The sequence below is a fragment of the Maribacter aquimaris genome (assembly GCF_014596745.1).
Classification (GTDB): Bacteria; Bacteroidota; Bacteroidia; order Flavobacteriales; family Flavobacteriaceae; genus Maribacter_A; species Maribacter_A aquimaris.
On record NZ_JABTCF010000007.1, the window covers coordinates 157,272 to 172,513 of the forward strand.

The 15,242-nt window shown below is 40.6% G+C and carries 13 protein-coding genes and 1 tRNA gene; 5 read left to right on the forward strand and 9 right to left on the reverse strand.

The window, feature by feature from the left end; translation table 11 throughout:
* The first annotated feature begins 34 nt into the window (after positions 1–34).
* Both HPE56_RS12445 and HPE56_RS12450 read left to right on the forward strand, forming a co-directional pair.
* On the forward strand, positions 35–385 hold the full coding sequence (locus HPE56_RS12445) for a GIY-YIG nuclease family protein (RefSeq protein ID WP_188244082.1): 351 nt from the start codon (positions 35–37) through the stop codon (positions 383–385).
* Between the two features lie 91 nt (positions 386–476).
* The gene (locus tag HPE56_RS12450; RefSeq protein ID WP_188244083.1) at positions 477–686 is read left to right on the forward strand and encodes a YgaP family membrane protein; all 210 of its coding nucleotides are present in this window, start codon (positions 477–479) and stop codon (positions 684–686) included.
* Between the two features lie 95 nt (positions 687–781).
* Here the strand turns inward: HPE56_RS12450 and HPE56_RS12455 are convergent, their stop codons facing one another.
* The 6 genes from HPE56_RS12455 to porV form a co-directional block, all read right to left on the reverse strand.
* Positions 782–1,462 (reverse strand): SDR family NAD(P)-dependent oxidoreductase, encoded by a 681-nt coding sequence (locus HPE56_RS12455; RefSeq protein WP_188244084.1) that lies wholly within the window; start codon positions 1,460–1,462, stop codon positions 782–784.
* Entirely contained in the window at positions 1,462–2,526 is a 1,065-nt protein-coding gene (locus HPE56_RS12460; RefSeq protein WP_188244085.1) for a M28 family metallopeptidase, read from the reverse strand. Before HPE56_RS12460 ends, HPE56_RS12455 begins: the two co-directional genes overlap by 1 nt.
* An 84-nt stretch (positions 2,527–2,610) precedes the next feature.
* Positions 2,611–4,254: a pyruvate dehydrogenase complex dihydrolipoamide acetyltransferase gene (locus HPE56_RS12465; protein ID WP_188244086.1), complete on the reverse strand. Its 1,644-nt coding sequence runs from the start codon at positions 4,252–4,254 to the stop codon at positions 2,611–2,613.
* A 7-nt stretch (positions 4,255–4,261) separates the two neighbouring features.
* Positions 4,262–5,257: a pyruvate dehydrogenase (acetyl-transferring) E1 component subunit alpha gene (gene pdhA / locus HPE56_RS12470; RefSeq protein ID WP_188244087.1), complete on the reverse strand. Its 996-nt coding sequence runs from the start codon at positions 5,255–5,257 to the stop codon at positions 4,262–4,264.
* A 213-nt stretch (positions 5,258–5,470) separates the two neighbouring features.
* On the reverse strand, positions 5,471–5,953 hold the full coding sequence (gene cdd / locus HPE56_RS12475; protein ID WP_188244088.1) for a cytidine deaminase: 483 nt from the start codon (positions 5,951–5,953) through the stop codon (positions 5,471–5,473).
* A gap of 80 nt (positions 5,954–6,033) precedes the next feature.
* Positions 6,034–7,179 carry a type IX secretion system outer membrane channel protein PorV gene (gene porV, locus HPE56_RS12480; protein WP_188244089.1) on the reverse strand — a complete coding sequence of 382 codons (1,146 nt, stop codon included), beginning with the start codon at positions 7,177–7,179 and terminating at the stop codon, positions 6,034–6,036.
* Between the two features lie 446 nt (positions 7,180–7,625).
* On the opposite strand from porV, the gene gldJ reads away from it, so the two are divergent.
* Both gldJ and HPE56_RS12490 read left to right on the forward strand, forming a co-directional pair.
* Positions 7,626–9,296: a gliding motility lipoprotein GldJ gene (gene gldJ / locus HPE56_RS12485; RefSeq protein ID WP_188244090.1), complete on the forward strand. Its 1,671-nt coding sequence runs from the start codon at positions 7,626–7,628 to the stop codon at positions 9,294–9,296.
* Positions 9,297–9,359: 63 nt separating this feature from the next.
* Complete coding sequence (locus tag HPE56_RS12490; RefSeq protein ID WP_188244091.1) at positions 9,360–10,637, forward strand: UDP-N-acetylmuramoyl-tripeptide--D-alanyl-D-alanine ligase; 1,278 nt, start codon at positions 9,360–9,362, stop codon at positions 10,635–10,637.
* 81 nt (positions 10,638–10,718) lie between these two features.
* Here HPE56_RS12490 and HPE56_RS12495 read toward each other — a convergent pair.
* Both HPE56_RS12495 and HPE56_RS12500 read right to left on the reverse strand, forming a co-directional pair.
* Positions 10,719–10,793 (reverse strand) — tRNA-Val (locus HPE56_RS12495).
* A gap of 215 nt (positions 10,794–11,008) precedes the next feature.
* Complete coding sequence (locus HPE56_RS12500; RefSeq protein WP_223170292.1) at positions 11,009–11,293, reverse strand: hypothetical protein; 285 nt, start codon at positions 11,291–11,293, stop codon at positions 11,009–11,011.
* Between the two features lie 691 nt (positions 11,294–11,984).
* Here HPE56_RS12500 and HPE56_RS12505 point away from each other — a divergent pair.
* Positions 11,985–13,337, forward strand: coding sequence for a Gfo/Idh/MocA family protein (locus tag HPE56_RS12505; RefSeq protein WP_188244092.1), 1,353 nt, complete (start codon positions 11,985–11,987; stop codon positions 13,335–13,337).
* An 820-nt stretch (positions 13,338–14,157) separates the two neighbouring features.
* Here the strand turns inward: HPE56_RS12505 and HPE56_RS12510 are convergent.
* The gene (locus tag HPE56_RS12510) at positions 14,158–15,057 is read right to left on the reverse strand and encodes a sugar phosphate nucleotidyltransferase (protein ID WP_188244093.1); all 900 of its coding nucleotides are present in this window, start codon (positions 15,055–15,057) and stop codon (positions 14,158–14,160) included.
* Between the last annotated feature and the right edge of the window lie 185 nt (positions 15,058–15,242).

The window sequence follows — 15,242 nt, forward strand, 5'->3', positions numbered from 1 at the left end:
TAGTACTTTGGTCTGTTTCAAAATATGTGTTAAAATGCCCAAGCCTGTTTATCGCGTTTATGTCATCGAATTGTCAAAAAGGGTTTTTACCGAAAATGCAAGGTTTAGAGCCGCCAACCCCCAGTTCAATGGAGTGTTGCAATGCCTTTATGTAGGCATGACCAGCAAAACCCCGAAAGAACGTTTTGAACAGCACAAAACAGGATATAGGAATAAAAAAGGGCATAAACTTTCTTCCAATATCGTTGAAAAATACGGTATGTATCTTCGCCCTAGTCTTTACAATCATCTAGCTCCCCTAAATTCTAGGGAAGAGGCCCTAAAACTGGAAGGGAACCTTGCCTTGGAACTGCGCAGAAAACGTTATGCGGTATGGTATAATTAGCTGAATTACAACGACATTCATTTTGATATCTTATGTCGATACAGTAAATTTAAAGCTGCATTATCAAAACACACTAACTAAAACAACTACTATGAAAAAAAACATGGGATCTTCGGATAGGATGGTCCGGTTGATTATTGCTCTAATTTTTAGCGTGCTCTACTTTACGAATATCATTTCCGAAACAATAGGGCTTATCCTTTTGGGCATGGCAGGTATTTTCCTATTTACCAGTTTTATCAGTTTCTGTCCTCTTTACGGACCTTTTGGACTTTACACCTGCAAGAAGGAAGAAGAGTAAACAACTAAAAAGTTTGCTACCAAGGTAGCAAACTTTTTTATCCTAGGATTCACACGAAGTACAATTTCATATGCTACCCCACATTGATCTTATGCCTAGGGCGTACTATTACTTACCTGTAACATCTTACCATTGAACATTTTATGTCCGTTCAAAGCAAAATCCTTAATATATAAGGCCATTTCCAATGCCGTAACCGGAGCTTTGTACCCTGGGAAGGCTTCTTCCAACATTTCCGTCTGTACCGCCCCTAAGGCCAAAACATTGAAAGACGGACCTGTTTCCTTGAATTCCTCGGCCCATAGTTCGGTCAAGGTAATCACAGCACCTTTACTTGAACTGTATGCTGACAACCCTGGAAATTTCATGCTGCCTTGCACCCCTCCCATGGAGCTTATGGTCACCACATGCCCATTTTTCGGCATTTTAGGCACGACCAACTTGGTAAGGTTGGCAACCCCAAAAACATTTACTTGGTACACCGCTTCAAATTCGGAAGATCCGGTTTCCAAAAAAGGTTTATTCAGTAACCTACCCGCATTATTGATCAAGACATCCACCGTTTTCCAGTGGGAGTCCAAATAAGACTCAACCTTTTTCAAATCCCCTTCCTTAGTAATATCAAACGGAAATGAGTCGATATTTTTATGCTTCAATCGGGAAATTGATTCCTCATTTCGGGACAAGGCCAATACACGATGACCTTCGTTGGCGAAAAGCTGTGCCATTTCAAAACCTATACCCCTACTCGTACCGGTAACGATTATGTTTGCCATTAGTTATATTTTATTTCCTGTTCGGTTGCATTGGCTATACCTGCTACAACAGGAATGAATGTGTTAATTAAGGTCGCCATATGATCAAAATCCATTTCAGAAACCTCATCACCTACTTTGTGATAATGGTCAAAATTAGTGAAATCAAAGGTTGAAAACGTTTGGGAAGGTACATTGAATTCCTTATGGAAAGGAAAGTTATCAGAACGCATGAACAGATTAAATTCCTTGGCGGAAGGCAGAAAGCCGGCCACATTACCCTGGGCATACCTATTACAGACCTCGGCCATGTTGGATTCATGGTAACCTGTCAGGTAGGCTAAATAATCCTTATCCGCCATGGGTACCCCTACCATTTCAAAATTTAACATCGTATAAAGATTGAAATCCTTTTCTTTTAATCGCTTGGCCAAATGTTTCGACCCCCACAATCCTTTTTCCTCTGCAGTAAAAAAAGCAAAAACCAGACTGCGTTTATTTGTCTTAGCTTGCGCAAAATAGCGAAGCATTTCCAATACCGTGGTGGTTCCCGAAGCATTATCATTGGCCCCATTTGCTATGGTATCCCCGTTAACGGGAGTTGATGTACCGATATGATCATAATGGGCCCCTATCAAAACAAACTCATCCTTCAAATCAGGATCGGTTCCTTCCAAAACCCCGACAATATTGTACATCGGCTTATCATAATTGTCTAGGGTATCCCGAAAGGTCGCAAAGAAGGGCCGAATGCCATTCTTGCTGAAAATACCTTCAATATACTGTGCGGCCTTTTCAATACCAGGGCTACCCGCATCCCTCCCATTCAATTCGTCCGATGCCAAAAAACCCATAATCTTCCCAACGCTATCGCTATTCGCGAATACGAGACCAGGAACAGCGGTTTTAGAGGCTACTGCCTTATCCAAGGTTTCTTTTCCATTCTCCGATATTTCGCCGTTTACGACGCTACCTTTGACACCAGAGGGGCCACCCGGAACTCCCGAATCCCCATTGGATTTTGATTGTGTGGCACCGCAACCAATAAGCAGCAGTACAAAAACAAATTGAATGATTTTTTTCATGGAACACGGATTATGGTTTTTAAAGATAAAAAAACATCCGCCATTGGCGGATGCTATATTCTTATAAAATTTTGAAATGTTCAACTACGCGAGCATCGTCACAGGATTTTCAAGGTAAGCCCTTAAAGTCTGTAAGAATTGTGCCCCTGTAGCGCCATCAACCGTTCTATGGTCACATGCCAAGGAAAGTGTCATCGTATTACCCACTACAATCTGTCCATTCTTTACGACTGGTTTTTCAACAATTGCCCCTACGGACAAAATCGCTGAATTGGGCTGATTGATAATGGAGGTGAATTCCAAAATCCCGAACATTCCCAAATTGGAAACTGTAAAGGTACTTCCATCCATTTCGGCCGGCGTCAATTTTTTAATTCGAGCCCTTCCTGCAAGATCTTTGACAGCTGCACCTATTTGTGTTAAGTTCATTTGATCGGTGAACTTGAGTACCGGCACTACCAAACCATCTTCAACGGCAACGGCAACACCCACATGAATATGATGGTTATACCTTGTAGTATCCCCTTTCCAGGACGTATTCACTTGAGGATGTTTCTTAAGCGCCATGGCACATGCCTTCACCACCATATCATTGAAGGACACCTTGGTATCTGGCAAATTGTTGATCTGTGCACGGGAAGCCTTTGCATTATCCATATCAACCTCGATAGCCAAATAGTAATGTGGAGCCGTGAATTTAGACTCGGACAATCTTTTTGCAATGGTCTTACGCATTTGCGAATTCTTGACCTCTTCTGAACTTTCCTCCCCTACAGGCAAAGCTACTGGAGCTATTGCTGAAGCTGCGGAAGTTGTTTCCTGGGAAGTGGCGGCTGGTTTTGCAGCCTGTTGGACAGGTACAAAATTCTCTATATCTTTCTTTACGATCCTGCCGTGCTCACCTGTACCTTTAACATCTTTTAGATCAATGCCTTTTTCCTTGGCTATTTTCTTGGCCAATGGGGAAGCAAAGATCCTTTGCCCATCATTGGAAGGTGCATCAACAGCGTCTTGACTTGGTTCAGCTGCTTTTTCTTCTTTCACTTCCTCTTTCGCAACCTTATTGGATTTACCGGCAGCAGATTTTGAGGCCAATACAGCATCAACATCGGTACCTTCTGGTCCAATTACCGCAAGAACAGCATCTACTGGAGATGATTCACCTTCCTGAAGACCAATATACAACAAGGTTCCTGAGTAAAACGACTCAAATTCCATGGTGGCCTTATCGGTTTCGATTTCGGCAAGAATATCGCCTTCCTCAACCTTATCCCCCACTTTCTTCAACCAGGAAGCAACAGTACCCTCTTCCATGGTATCACTCAAACGCGGCATTTTTATTATTTCGACACCTTCTGGAATATCCGCTGAACCTGAATCACTAGAACTACTAGCGACAGGAGCCTCTGCGGTATTTTCGGCTACAGGTTCTACTTTTGCCCCATTGGAGGCATCAGCAGCTCCACTGATCAAACCTGAGATATCCTCACCCTCTTCACCTACGATAGCCAAAAGCGAGTCAACCGGAGCTCCTTCCCCTTCAGGAATACCTATATATAATAAGGTACCCTCATGAAAGGACTCAAATTCCATGGTTGCCTTATCTGTCTCTATCTCCGCTAGAATATCTCCTTCTTCAATTTTATCACCAACTTGTTTAAGCCATTTTGCCACGGTACCTTCCTCCATGGTATCACTCAAACGAGGCATATTAATCACTTCTGCCATCTAAATATTATTTATGTTGTACAAATGGGTAATCCTCTTGATCGTAGACCACATCATATAATTGACTCACTGGTGGGTATTCGGATTCCTCTGCAAATTTCTCACATTCAGAGACCCGTTTTTTAACCTCCTTATCAATTTCCTTCAGCTCTTCTACCGTTGCATATTTCTTATCCAAAATCACTTCCTTAACCTGTGAAATCGGGTCAATTTTCTTATACTCCTCTACCTCATCCTTAGTTCTATAATGCTGGGCATCCGACATGGAATGACCTCTATAACGATAGGTCTTCATTTCCAAGAAAGTAGGTCCGCCTCCACTTCGGGCACGTTCAATGGCCTTACTCATTTCCTTGGCCACAGTAACTGGATCCATACCATCAACTGGTCCACAGGGCATTTCATAACCCAATCCCAATTTCCATATATCGGTGGAATGCGACGTTCTCGCAACCGAGGTTCCCATGGCATAACCGTTGTTCTCACAAACGAAAACCACAGGCAATTGCCAGAGCATGGCCAAGTTGAAACTTTCATGGAGCGAGCCTTGGCGTACCGCGCCATCACCCATATAACACAAGGTCACTGAATCCCTTTTGAAATACTTATCGGCAAATGCCAAACCAGCCCCCAAAGGAATCTGGCCACCAACGATACCATGCCCACCATAAAAACGATGTTCTTTTGAAAAAATGTGCATGGAACCTCCCATACCTTTGGAAGTACCCGTGACCTTACCATAAAGCTCAGCCATCACCTTCTTTGGGTCAACCCCCATACCTATTGGTTGAACGTGGTTCCTATAAGCGGTCAACATTCTATCCTTCGTTAAATCCATGGCATGCAATGCACCAGCTAAAACAGCTTCTTGACCATTGTATAAATGAAGGAATCCCCTAACTTTTTGCTGTATGTATACGGCTGCTAATTTGTCCTCGAACTTCCTCCAGAACAACATATCTTCGTACCACTTCAGATAAGTTTCTTTGGTGATTTTTTCCATTAATCGTAATTTAGTTAAAAGTTATTATTTCATGAAGCCACTAAAAACAGACTTTACGGCTTCTAAAAACAGCGGAACAAAAATACACATATTAATCAATCGGTAAAAAAATAAAGATAAAAGCTTATCATAAAAATCAACGGTTATTAATCATAATAACAAAACCGGTCGATAAAATGATATTTGAAACCAGACATCGCCTGCTTTTCCAATTTATAAATAGGTGTTATTAAAACCTAAGGGAAGAATATCGGACAAAGAATTGCATTTAATAACTTCCCCCTTTTCCCCCATCATAAGTATGGAAATAGGTTCATTTTGCCTGAACTCATATTCTGAAATAGCTTGCCGACAATTACCACAAGGTGCTGCCGGAGAGTCAACCATATGATTTTCAGACATCGCCGTAATGGCAATCGATTTAATTGCAATCCCCGGATATTTGGCCCCAGCTTGAAATACGGCCACCCGCTCCGCACATAAACCGGATGGGTAAGAGGCATTTTCCTGATTATTCCCTATGACCACAACACCATTCTGCAACAATACAGCGGCTCCGACATTAAATTTGGAATATGGTGCGTAGGCATTTTTTCTTGCCTCAATAGCCGACTGCAACAGCTTTTTGTCCTCAGGATCCAATTCATCCATAGCCTCAAAAACCTGTAGCTCAAAGGATATCGTTTTTTTTCTCATGTCATAAAAACATTTCGTATAGGCCTAAATTAACAAAACCTGCCCAAAGGCAGGTTTTTGTTCCAATATATATTTTTTAATTAGTCATTATAAAACTCTTCGCCCAAACTAAAGGTCAAGGAAAAACGCAAGGTATTCTCCAATGGATTCTTGACTTGGGAAGTAGAGAACAAATAGGAAAGATCGATCTGGGCTGCCTTGAATTTGAATCCGGCACCCATCGTAAAGAATTTTCTTGATCCTTTTTCCTCGCTCTCATTAAAGTATCCGGCGCGGACCATAAAGGCATCTTGATAGGCATATTCCGCCCCCAAAGCCCAAGTAAACTCTTTCAATTCCTCACTAAAACCATCCGGGGCATCACCGAAGGACTTAAAAACACCGTTTAAAAATCCGATTTCTTGATACTCCTCATTATCGGTTGCATCTACAACGCCATCCTCATTAAAATCCTTGGGAGTTGGCACCAATAACTTGTTGAATTCAGAGGTTATCCCGATGGTATTGTCTTGATCCAGAATAAAATCGAACCCAGCACCGAATTTTAAATTTGTTGGGAGGAAGTTTTCTTGTCCCCCTTCATCATAGGACATCTTTCCCCCAAGATTGGAAATATTGAAACCGGCCCTCCATCTACCATCGAAATTATCATAGGCGATTTCCCTTGAACGATAAAACCCCGCAATATCAACTGCAAATGTGCTGGCGGCCTGCGAATCTTCACTTCCATTCTGTGGCAGTTTCAGGTTTGACCGTATAAATCTACCACCAACGGCCATAGAAAAGGTAGGACTCAACTTTAAAGAGTAAGACCCGTCCAAGGCCAGTTCATTTGGTTTGGCCAAAGTTCCTGGATCATTCGCAAATTGCCTAAGTTCAATTTCACCTAATGTGAAATAACGCAGACTAAACGCAAAAGCGCTTTGCTCATCTATTTTATTAAAGAAACTCGCATTTAACAGCGATATATCCGTAATCAGGCTTTCCAAATAGGGTGTATAACTTACCCCAATACCCATTTTTCTTTCAGCAAAAGCAAACTTTGCCGGGTTCCATTGTTGCGAAAAGGCATCCGTAGAAGTCGCCACACCCATATCCCCCATACCGGCAGACCTAGCATCGGCCGCAATGGTCAGGAAAGGGACGGCCGTGGTTATAACCCTATCCTCCTGGGCCGAAATTTGCACAGCAAAGGCCAATAATATCAATAATGGAAATTTCTTCATCAGCATTGGTCTTATTTTCATTATGAATAAAAGTATTAGTAATTCCCCCAAAAAAAACTAGGACTATTGTATTGGTAAACGGAGTTTTTAAAAATATCTTATACCGTTCATCGAAAATATTCAAATCATGGATGCCACATTTGGCAAGATTTTACTTTTTGCCATGACAATTTTATCCTTTTTAACCTTTACACCTTATATATAGTATCCCTAGCACGTAAAAGAAATCTTCAAATCCATACTATAATGGCAATTACGCCGTTATATTTTTTGTATACACACTTTTTGCATCATTTAATATGGCAAACACGGAAATAATTTTTCAGTGACAAAATATTATGACCAAAACATCGTTTAATATGCCGAAAGTGACACCAAATTAAATCAGAATAAAAATTTCAAACTACGTAAAAGGTAGTTTAAATATTTGAACTCAAGTCCTAATTATGAAAAAACAGTTTATCAAAATTGTACTTTCTTGTGCAGTAATAGCGGGAGGTTGCACTGTTACAAGTTGTAGCAAAAAATCCTCATCTTCCAAAAATGTATCAAGAGCTACAGGTTGGAAAATCAATGCCAAGGAAGGTGGTTTCCAATACAACACAGACTTTAAAGAGCAAGAGACTGCTCCCGGTCTTGTTTTCGTGGAAGGTGGTACGTTTACCAAAGGTAAAGTGCAAGATGATGTTATGCACGACTGGAACAACACAGCTACTTCCCAGCATGTACAGTCTTTTTACATGGATGAAACCGAGGTTACCAACGTAATGTACTTGGAATATTTGGATTATCTAAAGAGTGTATATCCTCCAGAAAATCCGAAATATGCGAATATTTATAAAGGTGCCTTGCCCGATACCTTGGTATGGAGAAACCGTTTGGGATTCAATGAAACCATGACCAATAATTACCTAAGGCATCCTGCATATGCAGAATACCCCGTAGTTGGTGTCAACTGGATCCAAGCCACACAGTTTGCCGAATGGAGGACCGATCGTGTAAATGAGGTGATGTTGGAAAGGGAAGGTTATTTGGCCAAAGACGCCAAATACCAGGCAGCTACTGGTGAGGTCGCAGGTACATTCAGTACTGAAGCCTACCTTAATAGACCAGAATCTGTCTATAACGGACAAATTGATTCGTTACAAGGAAAAATGAAAAAGGACAGCGTTAACACATACGCCAAAAGAAGTACGGGTATAATCATGCCGGAATACCGATTGCCTACGGAGACTGAGTGGGAATATGCCGCCCAGGCCCAAGTTGGTTCAAGGGAATACAATAACTATAGAGGTAGAAAAAAATATCCATGGGACGGTGATTACACCAGAAACGGTCAACGTGTTGGTCGAGGTGACCAATTAGCAAACTTTAAACAAGGAAAAGGTGACTATGGTGGAATCGCAGGCTGGTCAGATGACGGCGCTGATATTACAGCACAGGTAATGTCTTACAAACCCAATGACCTTGGTCTTTATGATATGGCCGGTAATGTTGCCGAATGGGTAGCTGATGTTTACCGACCTATAGTGGATGACGAAATCAGTGACTTCAACTACTACAGAGGTAACATATATATGAAAACTGCCATCGGAGAAGATGGTAAAGTGAATATCTTGAGAGACTCCGTGGTATATGACACACTTCCTAATGGTAAAGTCGTAGCGGTAAATCTTCCAGGTGAGATAAAAATGGTACCTGTCGATGAAGAAGAAACCTATTTGAGAACTAATTTCTCTGCTAGTGACAATAGAGGATATAGGGACGGCGAACCAAGTTCTTCAAGATTCTTCGACAGATTCAGTGATGAAGATGATAGCGAGAATACCAAAAAAATGTACGATTCCCCTAATCACAAAGTAGAAAGGGATTCTTTAGGAAAATTGATTCGCCAATATGACCATTCGAACAACAGAACTACATTAATCAATGATGAAGTGAGGGTATACAAAGGTGGCTCTTGGAAGGATAGGGCTTATTGGTTGGATCCCGCACAACGTAGATACCTACCACAATATATGGCCACAGACTACATCGGCTTCCGTTGTGCAATGTCTAGGGTAGGCTCGAAATCAAAAACAAAAAACAAAACAGTAAGAGGCAAAAAAGCCAAATAGTTTTACTGAAGTTATATAAAAAGCCCTGACCATTTCGTCAGGGCTTTTTTTTATCTTTGACTTATGAGTATAAGCGCACTTCACCAGATTTTTCAGCAGTTTCCCACTATTTGTACCGACACTCGTAAAATCACTGACAATTGTATCTTTTTTGCCTTAAAAGGCGACAACTTCAATGGCAACGAATATGCTGAGTCAGCCTTGCGGGAAGGAGCCGCCTATGCGGTAGTCGATGACAAAAAATATGCCGGTTTCGATAAGGTGTTTTTAGTTGAGGATGTTTTGGAAACCCTTCAAGAGTTGGCCAAATACCACAGAAACCACCGTGCCGCCAAAATCATTGCCCTAACGGGTAGTAATGGCAAAACAACCACAAAGGAACTGATCTTTTCCGTCCTTTCCCAAAAATATAAAACAGTGGCCACTGTTGGCAACCTCAACAACCATATCGGTGTTCCCCTTACTCTATTATCGATAAAGGAAGATACCGAAATCGCCATTGTTGAAATGGGTGCCAACCACTTAAAGGAAATCGAATTCCTGTGTAGCATTGCATTGCCCGATTTCGGTTACGTCACAAATTTCGGAAAAGCCCATTTGGAAGGTTTTGGAGGTATTGAAGGTGTTATTAAAGGTAAGAGCGAACTTTATGAATTTATTACGACCCACAACGGGATAGCTTTCTTAAACGCGGATGACCCTATTCAATGGGAAAAATTGGGAACCTATATTCACAAATATGGTTTTACCCAGAACAAAAAGGATTATTACAAAATTGAATTCCTAAAGGCCGACCCCTGTGTTTCCCTAAAGGTTGAAGACACCTGCATTCAATCCCATCTTATAGGAAGCTACAACTTTACAAATTGTTGCGCGGCCATTGTAATGGGCAAATACTTCAACATTCCCCTAGATGCCATCAAGTTGGCCATCGAAAGCTATGTACCACAAAACAACAGGTCCCAGATTATCGAAAGAAACGGCCGGCAAATCATCCTTGATGCCTACAATGCGAATCCTTCGAGTATGAAAGTTGCCTTGGAAAATTTCAATAAGCTAAAAGGGAATCCAAAAATTGCTTTTTTGGGTGACATGTTCGAATTGGGGGAATCAGCTGCAACGGAACATCAAATCATCGCTGATTTATCGTCACAGCTCAATATTGATAAGGTGTTTTTATTGGGGGAAAATTTTGGCAGAACCGACAGTCCTTTTACAAAATTCAAGAACTATGATGACTTTAAATCACGTTTCAAGGATTTCGGGTTACCCGAAAACGGCAAAATCCTAATCAAAGGTTCTAGGGGCATGGCCTTGGAACGCCTGCTCGACTTACTCTAGTTTATTTCGGATGATGTAAAGGAAAGAAGTGGGACATACTGCCCCGAAGCGTCGGGGGAACCAGTGACATCTATAAAAGAGTGGGATATACTGGATTCGAACCAGTGACCTCTGCCCTGTCAAGGCAGCGCTCTAAACCAACTGAGCTAATATCCCAATAAAATTTCAGGGCGCTAAGGTATGACTAATTTTTTATTCCCAAAACTAACCTAACAAGAATGATCGGTTTATTCCTAAATATTTTTGTGTCTTCCCCGAATTTGTAGGGAAATCGATAAATCCAATATTTCGATCAACGCAAATTACTTTTGGGTATACGCGTCTTTTCACTACACACTTTTAACCTCATCATCGAACTGGACATTACCCGGTTATTTATTTTCCGCTTTTATACTATCCATTTCCTTTCGGAACCTTAGGATCATAAGGCTATCAAATTGTTGCTCAATACTATCACGCATAAACCTCCAGTTTGATGATGTCATTTTCAAATTATAATCCCTGATTTTATTGAAACGGGCAATATTGAAACGATTCGCGCGCCAGGCGGCCTCCGTACTCTCTTTGTGTTTAAGGTCCTGAAGATATATCCCTATACAAAAACCCAGCACAATAACAACCAACACAACGATCCAAAATCTTGAATTTGTCTTCATAATATCCTTGGTAATTTAGGGCATTGCATGGCAAGGTATAAATACAGAAATCCATTACAATAGATGAATAAAGTTAAAGCATTGCCGCATAACGACAAAACATATCCGCCCATCTTTATAAAATACGGACGAAAACCCTGTTTGGGTTTCCTACTTTCTTAAAAAGCACTTCCTATCTTTGAGGTTAGATCTTTTATCAAACATGGTGTGCTCAAAAAAAACCCATCCCTTATCAATCGAGCCGCTACAATCCGGCTTTTGATACCATACCATGAACATTTCCATCACGGTAAACCATTACACGATTTAACTTACCGAAACCTTAAATCGATAATTACCCCCTAATGGGGATTTGCAAATACCTTGAAAATAACTGTTTAGGATTTCAAAATGACCTAAAACCCCTTACAAATCCACAATCTTAATGTGTACGTAAACATTTTATTGTATGTGTACGTACACATTTTTTGTTATAATCCTTTGAAAATAGAATTTCAACTACTACTTTAGCAACAACAATCACCGGATAACCTTCTGGAAAAGTCAATAAATGAGGCCATCGATTAGAATTAAATAAAAAATAATCCACCCATGCCTCCAAATATGCCTTTCTGAAGTAAATAGACACTATCAATAAATACGCAGGTTATAGCTAAATAAAAGTTGGTCCCTTAAGGCAAAAAACAAAACTATGGATTCAAGAAGAACCTTTATAAAAAAATCAGCATTGGCTGGCATAGGTCTATCACTCGCTCCAGGGTTCACTTATGGAAATTGGAAAACAAGTGACAAACTAAAAATCGGAATGATCGGTGTAGGCCTTCGTGGCACAAGCCATCTCAAAAATCTCTTATTAAGAAAGGATATTGAGGTAACGGCCATATGTGATATAGACGCTGACAGAATAGATTTAGCCTCTAAATTAATTTCCGAAGCTGGACACAAAAAACCCCAATCATTTGGAAAAAATGATCTGGACTACCGAAACCTTCTGGAGTTGACCACTGTTGATGCGGTGGTTATCGCCACACCTTGGCTCTGGCATACCCGAATGGCTAAAGATGCCTTAAGAGCTGGCAAATACACCGGCTTGGAAGTGTCCGCAGCAAACACCATTGAAGAATGCTGGGACCTTGTAGAAGCCCATGAAGAGACTGGATCCCATCTCATGCTTCTCGAAAATGTAAACTATCGCAGGGATGTTCTTGCCGTATTGAATATGGTAAAACAGAATGTGTTCGGTGAACTCGTTCACTTTAGATGTGGCTACCAACATGACCTGCGTGATGTAAAATTCAACAATGGAATACAGCCTCATGGTGGTGGGGTTGAATTTGGACAAAAAGCTATTTCAGAAGCAAAATGGCGTACAAACCATTCCGTAAAAAGAAATGCAGATGTTTACCCTACCCACGGTGTAGGACCTATCGCTGCCATGTGTGACATAAATAGAGGCAATCGCTTTGTATCGATAACCTCCAATGCCAGTAAAAGCATTGGTTTGCATAATTACATTGTAAAGAACGGGGGTGAAGACCATCCGAATGCTAAAGTGAAATTTAAACAAGGTGATGTCATTACATCAACTATAGAAACAGCTAAAGGTGAAACCATAATCGTAACCCATGATTGTAATCTTCCTCGCCCCTATTCCTTAGGATTTAGGGTTCAAGGAGCTAATGGTCTTTGGGAAGTCGATGGAGACCGAATCTACATCGAAGGGCAGTCAGAACCCCATACTTGGGACAAGGCCGATTCCTGGTTGAAAAAGTATGATCATCCTTTATGGCAAAAATATGGGGAATATGCCCAAAATTCCGGTCATGGTGGAATGGATTTCTTTGTCATCAATGCATTCGTAGAATCTGCAAAAAACAATATTGCCCCTCCAATAGACGCTTATGATGCGGCTGCGTGGAGTGCCATAACCCCCCTATCCGAAATTTCAATAGAGAATAATGGGGAACCACAGGATTTTCCTGACTTCACCCGTGGAAACTGGATGAAGAGAAAAACATATGAATGGATAAAAGACGACTATTAATAACTTAGGACAGAAAGGACAATATAAAATGTGTTTAAATTTTCTTTAAACGATTACCTATATAGGACATATGACAAACATCCCATATGGTGAATTTTATATAGCGGTCAGCTAGTCAAGGAAAATCCTTGACGGATCAGGAGTGATCGTAATGGCCTCGAGCATAGTTTCCCTGGATGAAAATACCAATGCCGTTGAATTTTACATTCCCTGAAGACGGCCCGTTTATTACCGTTGAATTATAAGTTGAGTATACATAGTATTAGTTTATTGAGTTAGTTTATTGAGTTAGTTTGTTGAGTTAATTTGTTGAGTGGGTTCGTTGGTTTGTTTACAATGAGCTCGATGCCTTGGTTGACAATTGGAAACGATTGTTGTCAAGGCATTCTTTTATACCATAAAATATGGTCCAATGAAAAATAGCCCTTTATCGAACGACAACAGGAATCATCAGGATAGTACGCTTAGGGATATGGAACTTCTGGTATTCCATTGTGAAGAAAATTGGTCGAGCCCCTTTAAACTATTTTCAAGCAGAATTTTTTTATCTTTTTGACACTTCTAATTTGGGCATGGATTTATAAAAATATAAAATCTTTCTATACATTAAGGGTCATAGACATGAATGCCCATACCATGTATGAACTATCAAATAAAATAGATTTTCCAACAATAGTCGAAGGATTGCGATATGGTTTTGGTCAAAATACCGATCCTATCATAAAGCACCTACCCTACTGGATAGGTCTCTTATCCTTGGTCAACTTTTACCTTATGTATTAATCCCACAATAGATACCACTGCGGTAACAAGGATATCATCAGCTATCTTGGGGCTGTACACCCCAATCCAATCTAGGGAATTCTTTCTCTAGATATTTTTTGACCGCTACAATATCCTCCTTAGCGGTTAGATCAGGTACATGTTCAGAAAAAGGAATTCCTATTGAAGTGCCAGGATTATCCTTTAACATATTCAGGAAAGCGGTTGGTAATTCCTTCTCATTACGTTCTGTATGAATTGGACAATCCCTTAGATAGGTGAACATTTTTGCTCCATCGAACTTAAATACATTCATACTAACCCTCAATTTACCAAAGTCGTCCTTATACTTTTCAATTTCAGATGTATCGGGTTTTTCAATAATATCCAATAAATACCCATGCCCATCCAATTTTGCCAAGGCAAATCTCGAAATACGCTCTGTGGCAAATAGTAGTGCATCACGGTCATAAGCGATAAAAGCATTTGGTGCGGAAATATTCCGAAGTGCCATGAAAGCCTTTACGGAATAAAGATTGTCACTATTGCAAACTGTGAAACTACCCTGACGTAATTCCGGAAATTGCTCCATAGCCTGAAACAAAGCATCGGAGGTACCAAAAGGTTTCACCCTTTCTTTTGGCACATGTTGAACCGCAAAGGAAACCTTCAATCCATTAAAGTCGTTTTCTTTGTCCTTATTTCCATAAAACTCTTTGAACAAACCTGCTTGTTCACCGACTATGATAAAAACATTTTTATACCCGGCCTGCTTGGCGTTATAAAGGACATAATCGAGCAGCGGTCTACCATTTTTCCCAACTCCGATGAGTCCCTTACTCCGTTCATTCGCTTGTTTTAGCTCTTCTTTACTGAGTCCTGTCTCAAAAGAAGTATCTTTCTTCATTCTTGAGGAAGCCCCTCCCGCCAAAATGACCAAATTAGAATGTGAATCCATACTATAACTGTTTTTGGGTTATCCTTACACCAGGATCAATATCAACCGCATAGGCATCTTTCGCACCTGTGTTCATTATTGCCTTTCTTATTCAGGGCTCTACTTCCCGTGCCATGGCCACGATACTGTTTAACTTATTGGTTGTGTTTACTTGATCGATGACGTCCATTTGTTTACGTAAATTG